The following is a 15,235-nucleotide window of genomic DNA, read 5'->3' on the forward strand; positions in this document are numbered from 1 at the left end:
TTTTCCATATTAGTAATGGTGGAGGGAACATAAATATGTTAGATATTTTTAAAACTAATAAAAATAAAATAAATAAAGAAGAAATAGTTTTAGATAAAGAAAATATACCTAAACATATAGCTATAATCATGGATGGTAATGGAAGATGGGCTAAGCAAAGAAAGCTTCCAAGAACTATGGGGCATAAAGCTGGTGTTGAAACTATAAGAAGAGTAATAAAAGAAGCTCATATATTAGGAATAAAATACTTAACTTTATATGCATTTTCAACTGAAAATTGGAAAAGGCCAGATGATGAAGTTTCTGCACTTATGAAATTGTTAGTTGAATATTTAAGAAGTGAATTAGCAGAATTAAATAGAAATGGCGTTGTGATTAAAGTTTTGGGTGATATTAACAAGTTACCTATTGATGCTCAAAAGGAAGTCAATGAAGCAATAAATATAACTAAAAATAATAAAGGAATAGTACTAAATATAGCTTTCAATTATGGTGGTAGAGATGAGATAATAAGAGCAGTTAAAATGGTATCAGAAGATGCTAAAAAGGGAAATATAAATATAAATGATATTAATGAAGAAATATTTGAAAAGTATTTATATACTAATAATACACCAGATCCAGATTTAATTATAAGACCTTCAGGTGAACAAAGAATTAGTAATTTTTTATTATGGCAATGTGCTTATTCAGAATTTTGGTACTCCAATGTATGTTGGCCAGATTTTAAAGAAGAACATTTACATAAAGCTATATATGACTATCAGCATAGAGACAGGAGATATGGCGGAGTATAATAAGTTGAGGTGGAAAAATGAAGTTAAATAGTAGATATTTAGGAGCAGCTATGATAGCTCCATTTATACTCTTTATTTTACTAGGTGGAATTTGGCTTAAGGCTTTTACAATAGTTATTTCAGTATGCGGTTTATATGAGTTTTATAAGGCATTAAAAGAAAAAAAGTTCAAGCCAGTGTCTATAGTAGGATATGCACTTTTAGCAATTTTTTATTTAAGAGGAAATAACTTTGAAGAAATTATGTATATTATAGTTCTTGCAGCTATAATTTTACTAATTATACCTATTATAAATTTGAAATATACATTTATTGATGTTTCAATAACTTTATTAGGTTTTTTATATGTAGGCGTACTATTTAGCTTTATACCTATAGTAAATAGTAAAATTGGTGGCGAGTATTTAGTTTGGTTAATTTTCTTGGGGTCTTGGATTGCTGATACAACTGCATATTATTCAGGTAAGTATTTAGGAAAAAGAAAGATTTGTCCGGAGGTTAGTCCGAAAAAGACTGTTGCTGGTTCAGTAGGTGGATTCTTAGGAAGCACTATTGGATGTGGAATATATGGATTAATAATTGGTAAATATATTCCAGAAGCTTCAATAATTCATTTCTTTTTAATAGGTGCATTATGCGGAATAATGGGTCAATTTGGTGATTTAGTTGCATCATCTGTAAAAAGATATGTAGGAATTAAAGATTATAGTAATTTAATACCAGGTCATGGTGGTATTTTAGACAGATTTGACTCGATATTATTTAATGCAGCTGTAGTTTTTTATTATCTAACTTTTATCGTAGGAATTTAGGCGAAAATAATATAAGAGTAAATATTTGAAATATGTATGATTTATCAATTTAAAAAGGTAGGGAATTGTTATCCCTACCTTTTTTATGTTTAAAATAAATTTATATTACTAAAGAGTAAGGTATGTATTAGCATTAAGATTAATATAATCATAGTATGTATGTTTCAATTAGTGTTCTACAAATTTAAATCTACTAATATATTAAATAGCTAGTATATTAAGCTAAGTAAAATATGAGGATTAAAAACATATATTATTTAAATTTTTATATAAGTTACTAAATACTAGATTTACCTTGATTCTTTCAATTAGTGACATATTTTGGTTAACTATAATTTCTAGTACAACTTATATATGAGATAATAAGGAGTATTATTATGAAATTATACGATACTTACAATAAAATAATAAATTTAGTAATTACATTTATTATTATTTCATTAATTACAATATTAATAAAAAACTATTTTCAACCATTTATTATTGTTGTTATAATGATTTTAATAACTCAGCCAGTATATAAATTTTTTATAAAAACTAATTTACCGAAATCTATATGTGCAATTTTAAGTTTACTTATAATAAATATTTTTATATTTGTTATAATATTTTATTTTGGAAATACAATTTTAAGTTTATTTTATAAATTTTATAGAAATAATATGTCAGAGGTAGATGCATTTATAAAAAATATGAAAATACTTTTAAATTTTGATTTAAACAAAATGTTACAAACATTAAGTGGATTCTTTAGTAGTAATATGATAATGCAAGGTGCAATTGTGACGGGTGATAGTCTTGTTTCTTATTTTTTAGCTAATATAATAGATTACTTTATATTAGTTGATAAGAATAAAATTTATGATTTACTAAAAAACTTATTTCCTCAAGAAATTATAAGTAACTTCATGGAGAAAATAAAAAATTTAAAAGAAGTTTTTAAAATAGAGGTAAGATTAATAATATTAAGTGCTTTTATAATAACTTTAGGATTTAAGATACTTGGAATACATAATAGTATTTTTTTAGGAAGTTTATGTGCTATTTTAGATATACTTCCTTTTGTTGGAACAACAATTGTTTTTATGCCAATTATAATATACAATATTATAATGAAGAGGTACTTATTAGTAATTGGATTAATTTCATTATATTTGTTAGAACGCTTTGTTAGAGAAATATTAGAGGCTAAATTTCTAAGTAGCAAGCTAGAAATTCATCCATTAATAGTGATAGTGTCGATTTATGTAGGGGTAAAAATGTTTGGATTTGTAGGTATAATTGCAGGTCCAATTTACAGTATAATTGCAAAAGATATGATTTACAGTAGTTAAATACTGAATGCTAGGAGGTAAGTATGAAAAACATTTCAATTTTAGGGGCTACAGGCTCAATAGGTACTCAAACTTTAGATGTAATAAGAAATTCAAATAATGAAATTAAGCTTATAGGTGTAAGTGCTAATTCATCTGTTGAAAAGATTAAAGAAATAATAAATGAATTTAATCCTAAGTATGTAGCTATGATGGATGAAAAAAGTTCAAAAGCTATTAAAGATTATTGCTTAGATAAGAATTTAAACATAGAAGTATATTCAGGAATAGAAGGTCTTGAAAAAATTGCTACTTTAGAAGAAATAGATATGGTTTTAACATCAGTAGTAGGTATGATTGGACTAAGACCAACTATAAAAGCCATTGAAGCAAAAAAAGATATAGCATTAGCTAACAAAGAAACTTTAGTTGTAGCTGGCGAATTAGTAATGAAAAAAGCAAAAGAAATGGGAGTAGATATACTACCGGTAGATTCAGAACATAGTGCTATATTCCAAGCTTTAAATGGGTATACTGAAAAAGATGTAAATAAAATTATTTTAACAGCATCAGGAGGACCTTTTAGAGGAAAGGATAATGAATATTTAAAAAATGTTACTGTAAAGGATGCGTTAAAACATCCAAAATGGAATATGGGTCAAAAAATATCTATAGATTCAGCAACACTTATGAATAAAGGACTTGAAGTTATTGAAGCACATTTCTTATTTAATTGTTCATATGAAAACATAGAAGTAGTGGTTCATCCTCAAAGTATAATTCATTCCATGGTAGAGTATAATGATGCAAGCGTTATTGCTCAGTTAGGATCAACCGATATGAAGCTACCTATACAATATGCAATTAATAAAAAAGAAAGAAAGCATGCTATAGCAGAAAGACTTAATTTTTATGAAATTGGAGCTCTAACTTTTGAAAAACCTGACTTAGAAACTTTTAAGTGTTTAAAGTTAGCTTATAAAGTTGGAAGAGAAGGTGGGTTAGCTCCATGTATTTTAAATGGTGCTAATGAAGAAGCAGTAGCGTTACTATTAGAAGAAAAGATAAAATTTTTACAAGTTGCAGAAATAATAGAAGAAGCTTTAGAATACTTTAAAGAAGAAAAATCAAAGGAAGTTACTTTAGAAAATGTAATTGAATTAGATAAGAAAGTAAGAGAATATATAAGGGCAAGATGGAATTAGGAGGAGAAATATATTGTATATAATCTATGCGTTATTAGGATTTAGTTTACTTATAATAGTTCATGAACTTGGTCATTTTGTTATGGCAAAGGTTAATGGAATAAAGGTTGAAGAATTTGCTATTGGAATGGGACCTAAAATACTTTCTACTCAAGGAAAAGAAACAAAATATTCAATAGGTTTGTTTCCTATTGGAGGATATGTTAAAATGATGGGAGAAGAAGAAGAGGTTCAAGATGAAAGAAGCTTTTCTTCGAAATCGCCTCTTAGAAGAATAAGTGTTATTATAGCAGGAGCAACTATGAATTTCTTATTTGCTATAATTATATTTACAGTATTTTTAAATAAGTTTGGATATAGTTTACCTAAGGTAAATAGCTTAATTGAAAATATGCCAGCAGTGGAAGCTGGGTTACAAGAAGGCGATAAATTTTTAAAGGTTAATGGAAGTAGAGTATTTTCAGCAGATGATTTAACTATAGGGATAAGTCTTGCAAAAGATAATCCAATTAACTTTTTAGTTGAAAGAAATGGGGAGAAGAAGGAAGTTACTGTTACTCCTAAGTTGACAGAGGAAAATGGAAGGGAAAGATACATGATAGGCTTTGGATTTGAAAGAATAGATAATCCAGGTATTGTGCAAAGTTTTAAACAAAGCTTCAAGGAAACACTATCAGTAATTAGTCAAACTTATAAAAGTTTAAAAATGATGATTATGGGAGAAGTTAATTTTAAAACAGATGTAGGGGGACCGGTATCTATTATTAGAATGTCTAGTGAAGCCGCAAAAAATGGTATATGGAATCTTATGTACTTTATAGCTTTCATAAGTATAAATTTAGCTGTGTTTAATATGTTACCATTCCCAGCACTAGATGGTGGATGGACTGTAATATTATTAATAGAGCTTATTACAAGAAGAAAAGTTCCAGATAAAGTAGTTGGGGCAATGAACTACGTTGGAATAATGCTACTTTTTGGGCTTATGATTATAGTTACAATAAAAGATATATTATTCCCTATACAAATTTAGGAGAGAAAAGAAAATGGAAAGAAAGCAAACAAGAAAAGTTAAGGTTGGAAGTTGTTATATAGGAGGAGATGCTCCTGTATCTATTCAATCAATGACAAATACAGATACTAGAGATGTAGAAGCTACATTAGAACAAATAAATACTTTATATAAAGCAGGTTGTGAAATAATAAGATGTGCAGTTCCTGATATTAAGGCAGCAGAAGCTTTAAAGGAAATATGCAAAGATTCACCAATTCCTGTAGTTGCAGATATACATTTTGATTATAAATTAGCTTTAGCAGCTATCGAAAATGGTGTATCGGCGCTAAGAATAAATCCAGGTAATATTGGAAGTATAGAAAAAGTTAAAATAGTTGCAGAAGCAGCAAAGGCTAAAAACTTACCAATTAGAATTGGTGTAAATTCAGGATCTTTAGAAAAGGATATTTTAGAAAGAGATGGAAAGCCAACAGCTAAGGGTTTAGTAGAATCAGCTTTAAGACATGTTAAAATACTAGAAGAATTAGATTTTTATGATATAGTTATATCAATAAAATCATCTGATGTTGTAATGATGATAGAAGCTTATAGATTAATGAGTGAAAGTTGTAATTATCCTCTTCATCTAGGAGTAACGGAATCTGGAACACCTTTTAGAGGAACAATAAAATCAAGTATTGGTCTTGGTACGCTTTTAGCAGAAGGTATAGGTGATACTGTTAGAGTATCTCTAACTAGTGATCCAATTGAAGAAATAAAGGTTGCAAAAGAAATTTTAAAAGCTTTAAAATTAAGAGAAAGTGGTTTACAATTTATATCTTGTCCTACTTGTGGTAGAACTCAAATAAATCTTATAAAAATAGCACAAGAAGTTGAAAAAAAATTAGAAAGTATAAATAAAAATATTAAGGTTGCTGTAATGGGATGTGCTGTTAATGGACCAGGGGAAGCAAGAGAAGCAGATATTGGAATTGCTGGTGGCAGAGGAGAAGGCTTAATCTTTAAAAAAGGTATAATAGTGAAAAAAGTAAAAGAAGAAGATTTAATTGAAGAGTTAATGAAAGAAATAGAAAATATGTAATTAGAATAATTGACAATGAATAATGAAAAATTAAGTTGAAAAACTGCTTAATTGACATTTTACATTGTCAATTATTTCGTTAAATTTTATTTGGCAAATATTAATAAATATTTTACTAAACACTTCAAAAAACATTAAAAAATTAAATCACTTAGTATCAACTATGCATTATAAATTGTTTAGGAGGTGTTATTTATTTGAGTGAAGATGCTTTAAAACTTATAAAGAAAGAAATAAATAAAAATGAATCATTAGAAGATAAAGGAATAAATATAATAAAGTTTCAGTTTTTAAAGAAAAGTAATCTTCTAAAAGTAGTATTACGTGGAAAAGATGGCTTAAATAATCAAGAAGAAGATGAAGTTAAAAGAGCAATTAAGAAAACATTAGGAATTGATATAAATATAGAAGTTTTATTTTATAGAGATATATCAAATTTAACACTAAATGAAATAGTAGAAAAGCATTGGATTGAGGTTACAGAAGATGTAATGAAAAAAGCTCCTTTATCTAAATCTGTATTGACTAAAGGAAAAAAGACTGTTAATGGTAATACTATAAATATAGCTAGTGGATATGATAAAATAAATGAGCATCTAAATACAAAAGATATTCCAAAACAAATAGCATTAAAGATAGAAAGTATATTTGGAATAAAATCTAAGATAACTTTGGAGTATGATAGTAGTCTAGAAGTAGAAAATGACTATACTGAAAAGCTTGAAAAAGAAAAAGAAGTTTTAAAAGAAATTTTCAGTGGTAGAAATATTTCGGCACAGTCTACAACTAAGCCTAGCGAAGAAAAGCAAAGTTCTAAGCCTAAGAAGCCATATGAAAAAAGAGAATTTAAAAGAGAACCTAAAAGTGAAAATAGCATCTTAGGTAGAGGTATAAGTCAAGAAGCTATTTCTATTAAGGAAATAGATGAGACTTCAGGAGTTGTTGCTGTTATAGGAGAAGTCTTCAAAACAGATATAGTTGAAACTAAAACAGGTAAGACCATATTAACTTTCTTTATTACAGATTATACAAGTTCAATAACTGTAAAATGCTTTTTAAAGCCACAAGAAACTGAAGAAGTATTGGATAATGTTAAGAAAGGCCTATACTGTAAAGTAAGAGGAGAAGCTATCTATGATACATATGCTAGAGAAGTAGTAATAATGGGCCGAGATATATTAAAAATGAGTAAGATAGAAAGAATGGATGGATCGGAAGAAAAAAGAGTTGAGCTTCATTGTCATACTACTATGAGTGCTATGGATGGTGTTGTATCAGCCACTAAGATAATAGAAAGAGCAGCAAAATGGGGACATAAAGCTATTGCAATAACAGATCATGGTGTTGTTCAAGCTTTTCCAGATGCACAAATTGCAGCTAAAAAAAATAAAATTAAAGTGCTATATGGAGTAGAAGGATATTTAGTTAATGATGGAATACCAATAGCATTAAATGATATGGGGCAAAGTTTTGATGATACTTTTATAGTATTTGATATAGAAACTACAGGATTTTCAGCTAAAAATGATAAGATAATAGAAATAGGAGCTGTGAAAATTAAGGGAAGAGAAGTAATAGATACATTTAGTGAATTTGTATATCCTAAATGTAGAATTCCTTATAAGATAACAGAACTGACAGGAATAACAGATGAGATGGTTCAAGATGCAGACCCTATAGAAGTTGTTTTACCTAAATTTATCGAGTTTATAGATGGTTGTGCAGTAGTAGCACATAATGCAGCTTTTGATACTGGATTTATAAAAAAGAATTGTAATGACTTAGGTCTTGAATTCAATTCAACTATAGTAGATACGGTTCCTCTTGCAAGATTTTTATATCCTGAATTAAAAAGAGTTAAATTAAACTTGGTAGCTAAGCATCTTGGAGTTTCACTTGAAAATCATCATAGAGCAGTTGATGATGCAAAAGCAACAGCAGAAATTTTCTTGATATCTATTAAGAAGATGATTGAAGAATTAAATATGAATAGTCTTAATGATTTAAATAAAGAATTCCTTGAAAAAATGGATATTAAAAAGGAAAAGACATATCATATAATAATTTTTGCAAAGACTCAAGCTGGAATGAAGAATTTATATAAATTAGTATCAGAAGCGCATATAGATAATTTTCATAAGAGTCCAAGAGTTAGAAAAAGTAAGCTTATGGAAATGAGAGATGGTCTTATTATTGGTTCTGCTTGTGAAGCGGGAGAGGTATATAGAGCTGTTTTAGATGGAAAATCAGATGAAGAACTAAAAGAAATTATGGGATTTTATGATTATTTAGAAATTCAGCCTATAGGGAATAATGAGTATCTTATAAATAAGGGAAATGTAAAAGATGAAGATGAGCTTAGAAGTTTGAATACTAAGATATATAATTTAGGTAAAGAGCTTAACAAACCAGTAGTAGCAACAGGAGATGTTCACTTTTTAGATCCTCAAGATGAAGTTTTTAGAAAAATAATAATGGCAGGGCAAGGTTTTTCAGATTCGGAAAATCAACCACCACTATATTTAAAAACTACAGAAGAAATGTTAAGAGAGTTTTCTTATTTAGGTCAAGATGGGGCTAAAGAAGTTGTAATAATTAATCCGGGAGAAATAGCAGATTCAATAGATGTTTTAAAACCAATACCAGATGAAACATATCCACCTAAAATAGAAGGTGCAGATGATGAAATAAGGGAAATGACTATGGAAAAGGTGCACTCAATTTATGGAGATCCACTACCTGAAATAGTTCAAAAAAGATTAGATAAGGAATTAAATTCAATTATAAACAATGGTTATGCTGTTCTTTATCTAATTGCACAAAAACTAGTTGCAAAATCCTTAGCAGACGGATACTTAGTTGGATCGAGAGGATCTGTTGGATCATCTTTTGTTGCAACAATGTCAAATATAACTGAAGTTAATGGGTTACCACCACACTATGTTTGCCCTAATTGTAAAAATTCTGAATTTTTCTTAGATGGTTCTGTAAGCTCAGGAGCAGATTTAGAAGATAAGGATTGTCCGAAATGTGGAGCTAAATATATAAAAGATGGTCATGATATACCGTTTGAAACTTTTTTGGGATTTGAAGGGGATAAGGAACCAGATATAGATCTTAACTTTTCAGGTGACAACCAAGGAGAAATTCATAAGTATACAGAAGTTCTGTTTGGTAAAGGATATGTATTTAAAGCAGGAACAATAGGTACTGTTGCTGAAAAAACAGCATATGGATATGTAAGAAAATATTTAGATGAAAGAGGACTTAGAGCTTCGAGTGCTGAAATTGAAAGGTTAACTATTGGTTGTACAGGGATAAAAAGAACAACAGGACAGCATCCTGGTGGTATTATGGTTGTTCCAAGTGATAATGAAATTTATAATTTCACACCAATACAACGTCCAGCAGATGATCCAACATCAGATGTAACTACAACCCATTTTGATTATCACTCTATATCAGGAAGATTACTTAAGCTTGATATACTTGGGCACGATGATCCTACCATGATTAGAATGCTTCAAGATTTAACAGGAGTTGATCCAAAAACTATACCTTTAAATGATAAAAAGGTTATTTCATTATTTACTTCACCAGAAGCATTAGGAGTAACTAAGGATGAACTAGGATGTGAAGTTGGAAGTTATGGACTTCCTGAATTTGGTACAAAATTTGTTAGAGGAATGCTTGTAGATACTCAGCCGAAAAGCTTCGCTGATTTAGTAAGAATATCTGGTCTTTCACATGGTACAGATGTATGGCTTAATAATGCACAGTACTTTATAAAAGAAGGATATACTACACTAAAAGATTGTATATCTACAAGAGATGACATTATGGTGTATTTAATGTATGCTGGAGTACCTCCTAAAATGGCATTTACTATAATGGAAAGTGTTAGAAAGGGTAAGGGATTAACAGAGGAATTTGAAAAAACTATGAAGGAAAACAATGTTCCAGATTGGTATATAGAGTCATGTAAAAGAATAAAATACATGTTCCCTAAGGGGCATGCTGTTGCTTACGTAATGATGGCTGTAAGGATAGCATATTTTAAGGTGTATTATCCAGAAGCTTATTATGCAACATATTTTACTGTAAGAGCAGATGATTTTGATGCAGATCTTATTTGTAAGGGACCAGGAGCAATAAAAGCAAAGTTAGATGAGCTTTATGAACTTGGAAATAAAGTTACAGCAAAGGATAAGGGATTAATTACTGTCTTGGAACTTTCTTATGAACTTTATGCAAGAGGACTTAAATTCTTAAAAGTAGATTTATATATCTCAGAAGCAACAAGGTTTACAATTGAAGAAGATGGTATAAGACCTCCTATAAGCGCACTTCAAGGTGTTGGAGATAATGCAGCAAAAAGTATAGTGGAGGCAAGAAAAGAAGGAGAGTTTATATCTAAGGAAGATTTAAGGGTAAGATCAAAAGTTTCAAAAACTGTAATAGAAACTTTAAGTAATCATGGATGTCTTGAAGGAATGTCAGAGACAAATCAGTTATCTTTATTTTAAATTAAGTATAAAAACAATATATATGGGGCAAGTAATTAATATAAGAAGCGTAACAATTTAATTACTACCCCTTGTATTAATTAGGAAATTATGATAGGATAATTAAAGAAGTAATTTACTAATAGCTAGAAAGTATGAGTGGGAGTTATAAATGCCCGCTCTTTCTATTTAATTGCAACTACAAATAGTTGCTTTTTTTATAGAGTAGTTAAGATTTAGTAAAGCTTTAAAAGTTAAAAACTGAATATAGTAAAGGAGGGTTAATATGAAAGTTGATGCATTATTAGAAACTATTGATCAATTAGTAAGACCTATAGCTGAAGAGCTGAATTATGAAATTTATCACATTGAGTATGTAAAAGAAAATGGAGAGTATTATTTAAGAATATATATTGATAAAGATGGTGGTATAGCTTTATCTGATTGTGAAGCTTTATCTAGAAGAGTAAGCGATGTTATGGATGAAAAGGATCCAATTAAAGAAGCATACTTTTTAGAAGTTTCATCACCAGGATTAAATAGAACATTATTTACAGATGATCACTTTAAAAAGCAAATAGGAAAAGAAATAATGGTTAGATTCACTAAATCATTAAATGGAAGAAAAAATATAAAAGGCATATTAAAGGAAGTAAATGACGACTCAGTTATAGTTGAAACTGATGATTTAATTACAATTCCAAAAGATAAAATAAAATCAGCCAATTTAGAAGGGGAAATATAATAAGGAGGATATTAAAATGAACCAAGAGTTTATAGGTGCTCTTAAAGAAATAGTTAAAGATAAGGGGATTAGCGAGGATTTAATTTTTAGTACTATAGAGGATGCTTTAGTTGCAGCATACAAAAAGAATTATGCTAGTCCAACAACATCAGCACAAAATGTTAAAGTAAGCATAAATAGAGAAACAGGAGAAATCCATGTATATGCTCAAAAAGTAGTAGTTGAAGATGTATATGATGATGTAACTGAGATAAGTTTAGAAGAAGCTAAAGAAGTTAGTCCAAGATATGATCTTGATGATATAGTTGATTTAGAAGTTACTCCAAAGAATTTTGGAAGAGTAGCAGCTCAGCTTGCTAAAGGTGTAGTAACTCAAAGAATAAGAGAAGCTGAAAGAAACATAGTATATTCAGAATACAAAGAATTAGAATATGACATAATAACAGGAACTGTTTTAAGAAAAGATAAAGGTAATGTATTTGTAAACCTTGGAAGAATCGAAACATCTATTGGACCAAATGAACAAATTCCGAGAGAAGAATATAAATTTAATGAAAAAGTAAAACTATATGTTGTAGAAGTTAAAAATGGATCAAAGGGAGCTCAAATTTTAGTTTCAAGAACTCATCCAGGATTAGTGAAAAGACTATTTGAATTAGAAGTACCTGAAATATATGAAGGTGTTGTTGAAATAAAGAGTATTTCAAGAGAAGCTGGTTCAAGAAGTAAAATTGCTGTTTACTCAAATGATGAAAATGTAGATCCAATGGGAGCTTGTGTTGGACCAAAAGGCACAAGAGTTCAAAATATAGTTAACGAACTTAAAGGTGAAAAAATAGATATAATAAAATGGAGCAAAAATCCAGAAGAATTTATAGCTGCATCATTAAGCCCTGCAAAAGTTTTAGAAGTTGTTGCTTGTGAAGAAACAAAATCTGCAAAAGTAGTTGTAGATGATAATCAATTATCACTTGCAATAGGAAAAGAAGGGCAAAATGTTAGACTTGCAGCAAAGTTAACAAATTGGAAAATAGATATAAAAAGCAAATCCCAATCAGATGCATTAAAAGAAGAAACAGTTGAAGAAACTATAGAATAAGGGAGGATTTTTATGAAAGTAAAGAAAATTCCTTTAAGAATGTGCACAGGATGTATGGAGATGAAACCCAAAAAAGAACTTATAAGGGTTGTTAAAAGCCCAGAAGGTGAAGTTTCTGTTGACTTAACTGGTAAAAAATCAGGTAGAGGTGCATATATTTGTAAAGATAAAGAATGCTTAGAAAAAGCTTTCAAAGCAAAAAGACTTTCAAGAAACTTAGATATAGCTATAGATGAAGTTATATATAATAGATTAAGGGAAGAGATTGAAAATGAATAAATTTTTTAATTTTCTAGGCCTAGCTAAAAGATCAGGAAATTTAGTTGAAGGGTATAGTAAATGTGATGAACAAAGAAATAGAAAATCTATTTTTTTATTCATAATGTCTAATGATGCTTCAAGTAGTACAAAAAAGAAGTTTATAAATCATTGCATAGCAAAAGATATAAAATTTATAGAAGACTTTTCGAAAGAAGAGTTAGGAACTTCAATTGGAAGAGAAGAAGTAAAAATACTAGCTATAACAGACGAAAATATGGCTAAAAAACTTTATACCCTTTACGAAGAGGAAAAAGTTAAAATTTAACCGGGGGTGATTTTATTGTCAAAAATCAGAGTATATGAATTGGCAAAAGAACTGCAAATCAGTTCAAAAGAACTTATAGAATTATTAATGAATGAATTTAGTGTTGATGTGAAAAATCATATGAGCGTTATAGAAGATGAAGATGCAGAATTAATTAAAGAATTAATTGGAGAAACTGGATCAGCATCAGATAAAACGATAGTTGATGAATATGAAGAAATATTAGCTGAAGAAGTTAATAATCAAGCTAAAAAGAGAAAGAAAAAGAAATCAGAAGAAGCAGTTGAAGCAGTTGGTGAAGGTGGATCAGGAGTAGTTGAAATTGGTGAAACTATAACTGTTAAAGAGCTTGCAGAAAAGCTTGGAAAACCAACAGCAGATGTTATAAAAACACTTATTTTTACAGGGGTAATGGCTGCAATAAATCAAGAAATAGATTTTGCAACAGCTGAAAAAGTATGTGAAAAATATGAGTGCTTAGTTGTTAAAAAAGAAGAAAAAGAAGAGTTAGAAGTAGTTGAAGAAGAAGAAGTTGTAGAAGAAAACCTAGTTAAGAGACCTCCTATAGTTACAGTTATGGGTCACGTTGACCATGGTAAGACTTCATTATTAGATGCTATAAGAAAAGCAAATGTTACAGCTCATGAAGCTGGTGGTATAACTCAACATATTGGAGCTTATACTGTAAATTTAAATGGTGAAAAATTAACATTTTTAGATACACCAGGACATGAAGCCTTTACAGCAATGAGAGCAAGAGGAGCTCAAGTTACAGATGTAGTTATATTAGTTGTTGCAGCAGATGATGGTATAATGCCACAAACTAAAGAAGCTATTAGCCACTGTAAGGCAGCAGAAGTTCCTATGATAGTAGCTATAAATAAAATAGATAGACCAGGAGCTAATATAGATAGAGTTAAACAAGAATTAACTGAATATGAATTAGTAGCTGAAGACTGGGGTGGAGATACTATATGTGTTCCTGTATCAGCAAAAACAGGTGAAAATTTAGAACAATTATTAGAAATGGTTTTATTAACATCAGAAATGGGAGAGCTTAAAGCAGATCCAAAGAGAAAAGCTAAGGGTACTGTTATAGAAGCTAAACTTGACAAGGGTAGAGGTGCAGTTGCAACATTACTTATTCAAAATGGTACATTACATGTAGGAGATTCAATTTTAGTTGGTTCTACATATGGTAGAATAAGAGCTATGTTTGATGATAAAGGAAAGAGTATAAAAGCAGCAGGTCCTTCTATTCCAGTAGAAATTTTAGGACTTTCAGAAGTTCCATCAGCAGGAGATAGATTTACTGTTGTTAAAGATGAAAAGACAGCAAGAAATATGGCTGAAACAAGAAAGCAAAAAATTAAAGATGAAAGCTTTCATTCAGCAAATAGAGTATCTCTTGAAGATTTATATAGCCAAATTCAAGAAGGCACAGTTAAAGAGCTTGGAATTATAGTTAAGGCTGATGTTCAAGGATCAGTTCAAGCTATAAAGCAATCATTAGAAAAACTTTCAACTGAAGATGTTAAAGTAAGAGTAATTCACGGTGGAGTTGGTGCTATAACTGAAACAGATGTTACCCTTGCTACAGCTTCAAATGCATTACTTATAGGATTTAATGTAAGACCAGATTCAAATGCTACAGTTATAGCAGATAAAGAAGGCGTTGAAATTAAAACATATAGAATAATTTATGATGCAATAGAAGATGTTAAATCAGCTATGATTGGAATGCTTGATCCAGAATATAAAGAAGTAGTAAATGGAAAAGCAGAAGTAAGAATGGTTTATAAGATTTCAAATATAGGAACAATTGCTGGATGTTACGTTACAGATGGTAAAATAATAAGAAACTCAGAAGTTAGAGTTATAAGAGATGGAATAGTAATATTTGAATCAACTTTAGCTTCACTTAAGAGATTTAAAGATGATGCTAAAGAAGTTAACACTGGCTATGAATGTGGTTTAAGCGTTGAAAAATTTAATGATCTTAAAGAAGGTGACGTAATAGAGTCATTTAGTATGCAAGCAATTGAAAGAAAGCAGCTTTAATTAAAGAGGTGATTTT

Annotated in this window: 12 protein-coding genes; all 12 read left to right on the forward strand. The window is 29.3% G+C overall.

All coding sequences use genetic code 11. The features are described 5' to 3' along the window. Positions 1-35 precede the first annotated feature (35 nt). Positions 36-797, forward strand: a complete 762-nt coding sequence (locus J2Z25_RS01895) for an undecaprenyl pyrophosphate synthase (RefSeq protein ID WP_209737895.1) — start codon at positions 36-38, stop codon at positions 795-797. 17 nt (positions 798-814) lie between these two features. Beyond that, entirely contained in the window at positions 815-1,609 is a 795-nt protein-coding gene (locus J2Z25_RS01900) for a phosphatidate cytidylyltransferase (protein ID WP_209737898.1), read from the forward strand. Between the two features lie 377 nt (positions 1,610-1,986). Further along, positions 1,987-2,943, forward strand: coding sequence for an AI-2E family transporter (locus tag J2Z25_RS01905; RefSeq protein WP_209737900.1), 957 nt, complete (start codon positions 1,987-1,989; stop codon positions 2,941-2,943). Between the two features lie 23 nt (positions 2,944-2,966). Next, a complete protein-coding gene (gene dxr, locus J2Z25_RS01910) occupies positions 2,967-4,127 on the forward strand; it encodes a 1-deoxy-D-xylulose-5-phosphate reductoisomerase (protein ID WP_008678404.1) in 1,161 nt (386 codons plus the stop codon). Positions 4,128-4,140: 13 nt separating this feature from the next. Then, complete coding sequence (locus tag J2Z25_RS01915) at positions 4,141-5,160, forward strand: M50 family metallopeptidase (protein WP_097032751.1); 1,020 nt, start codon at positions 4,141-4,143, stop codon at positions 5,158-5,160. Continuing rightward, positions 5,135-6,223, forward strand: coding sequence for a flavodoxin-dependent (E)-4-hydroxy-3-methylbut-2-enyl-diphosphate synthase (gene ispG / locus J2Z25_RS01920; RefSeq protein WP_342451334.1), 1,089 nt, complete (start codon positions 5,135-5,137; stop codon positions 6,221-6,223). Before J2Z25_RS01915 ends, ispG begins: the two co-directional genes overlap by 26 nt. A gap of 197 nt (positions 6,224-6,420) precedes the next feature. Then, the gene (locus tag J2Z25_RS01925) at positions 6,421-10,749 is read left to right on the forward strand and encodes a PolC-type DNA polymerase III (protein ID WP_209737904.1); all 4,329 of its coding nucleotides are present in this window, start codon (positions 6,421-6,423) and stop codon (positions 10,747-10,749) included. Positions 10,750-11,014: 265 nt separating this feature from the next. Beyond that, complete coding sequence (gene rimP / locus J2Z25_RS01930) at positions 11,015-11,473, forward strand: ribosome maturation factor RimP (RefSeq protein WP_097032754.1); 459 nt, start codon at positions 11,015-11,017, stop codon at positions 11,471-11,473. Between the two features lie 16 nt (positions 11,474-11,489). Then, complete coding sequence (nusA, locus tag J2Z25_RS01935; protein ID WP_008678411.1) at positions 11,490-12,572, forward strand: transcription termination factor NusA; 1,083 nt, start codon at positions 11,490-11,492, stop codon at positions 12,570-12,572. 12 nt (positions 12,573-12,584) lie between these two features. Continuing rightward, a complete protein-coding gene (gene rnpM / locus J2Z25_RS01940; RefSeq protein ID WP_008678413.1) occupies positions 12,585-12,851 on the forward strand; it encodes an RNase P modulator RnpM in 267 nt (88 codons plus the stop codon). Beyond that, positions 12,844-13,158 carry a ribosomal L7Ae/L30e/S12e/Gadd45 family protein gene (locus J2Z25_RS01945; protein WP_097032755.1) on the forward strand — a complete coding sequence of 105 codons (315 nt, stop codon included), beginning with the start codon at positions 12,844-12,846 and terminating at the stop codon, positions 13,156-13,158. The genes rnpM and J2Z25_RS01945 overlap by 8 nt, the downstream gene beginning before the upstream one ends. Positions 13,159-13,173: 15 nt before the next feature. After that, entirely contained in the window at positions 13,174-15,219 is a 2,046-nt protein-coding gene (gene infB, locus J2Z25_RS01950; protein ID WP_209737906.1) for a translation initiation factor IF-2, read from the forward strand. The last annotated feature ends 16 nt before the right edge of the window (positions 15,220-15,235 follow it).

The organism is Clostridium tertium, assembly GCF_017873245.1.
GTDB classification, from domain to species: Bacteria; Bacillota; Clostridia; order Clostridiales; family Clostridiaceae; genus Clostridium; species Clostridium tertium.

What these genes read in the sequence shown, in the direction of transcription:
- J2Z25_RS01895 (WP_209737895.1), top strand. Translation starts at nt 36, where the DNA reads ATGTTAGATATTTTTAAAACTAATAAAAATAAAATAAATAAAGAAGAA.
- J2Z25_RS01900 (WP_209737898.1), top strand. Translation starts at nt 815, where the DNA reads ATGAAGTTAAATAGTAGATATTTAGGAGCAGCTATGATAGCTCCATTT.
- J2Z25_RS01905 (WP_209737900.1), top strand. Translation starts at nt 1,987, where the DNA reads ATGAAATTATACGATACTTACAATAAAATAATAAATTTAGTAATTACA.
- dxr (WP_008678404.1), top strand. Translation starts at nt 2,967, where the DNA reads ATGAAAAACATTTCAATTTTAGGGGCTACAGGCTCAATAGGTACTCAA.
- rimP (WP_097032754.1), top strand. Translation starts at nt 11,015, where the DNA reads ATGAAAGTTGATGCATTATTAGAAACTATTGATCAATTAGTAAGACCT.
- nusA (WP_008678411.1), top strand. Translation starts at nt 11,490, where the DNA reads ATGAACCAAGAGTTTATAGGTGCTCTTAAAGAAATAGTTAAAGATAAG.
- rnpM (WP_008678413.1), top strand. Translation starts at nt 12,585, where the DNA reads ATGAAAGTAAAGAAAATTCCTTTAAGAATGTGCACAGGATGTATGGAG.
- J2Z25_RS01945 (WP_097032755.1), top strand. Translation starts at nt 12,844, where the DNA reads ATGAATAAATTTTTTAATTTTCTAGGCCTAGCTAAAAGATCAGGAAAT.